The following is a 642-nucleotide window of genomic DNA, read 5'->3' on the forward strand; positions in this document are numbered from 1 at the left end:
ATTGAATATATTTTTAAAATGAATACTAAAATACCAGTAAGGCCAACTTAATGAACGACGACATGAAATACACCTCACTAAGAGTAAGAGAAGATAGAAAAATGCAATTAGAACGCGCTGCAATAGACGTTAGCCATGCAATTGGTAAAACTGTGAAATGGACAGACGTTGCAAACTACCTCTTTACAAACCATTTAAAAGACGCAGTTAAGGATATGAAAGCGGCAAGATAAACATACAAGCATACAAATATATATCGGTTATAATTTTAAAAACGGCGACAGGAAGCCGTTATTTTTTTAAAAAACCGAGTGAAAATGCTTATAAAATTTAGATGTGATGACGATTATTTTGAAACGATAATCAACATTTTAAAATTAAAATTTAAAACTGGTGCTGCCTCGAAAGCAGTAAAAGCAGCTGTTGTCGACTATGAATACATAGAAAGAGAACGCGAAATTTTAAGAGCCCAAAATGAGTCGATGAATGAGGAAATTCAAAGACTCAGAGACTTACTAGAACACGTATCAGATAGAGAATATAGATTCCCGAAGTACCCGCGCAGGTACTAAAACCCACCCTATTTTAAAAAATAAAAGATAAATGGTTATTTAGACCTGTTCTAAAGAGTATCGGACATAG

1 protein-coding gene is annotated in these 642 nt (G+C 33.6%); it reads left to right on the forward strand.

Annotated elements, in window-relative coordinates; translation table 11 throughout:
- Positions 1 to 50: 50 nt before the first annotated feature.
- The gene (locus ACRRSQ_RS20600; RefSeq protein ID WP_440877656.1) at positions 51 to 233 is read left to right on the forward strand and encodes a hypothetical protein; all 183 of its coding nucleotides are present in this window, start codon (positions 51 to 53) and stop codon (positions 231 to 233) included.
- The last annotated feature ends 409 nt before the right edge of the window (positions 234 to 642 follow it).

This window comes from Thalassotalea sp. PLHSN55 (genome assembly GCF_052030545.1).
Lineage (GTDB): Bacteria > Pseudomonadota > Gammaproteobacteria > Enterobacterales > Alteromonadaceae > CANMXU01.

Bases quoted from the DNA above. Each gene is read 5' to 3' on its own strand.
- ACRRSQ_RS20600 (WP_440877656.1), top strand. From the start codon at position 51: ATGAACGACGACATGAAATACACCTCACTAAGAGTAAGAGAAGATAGA.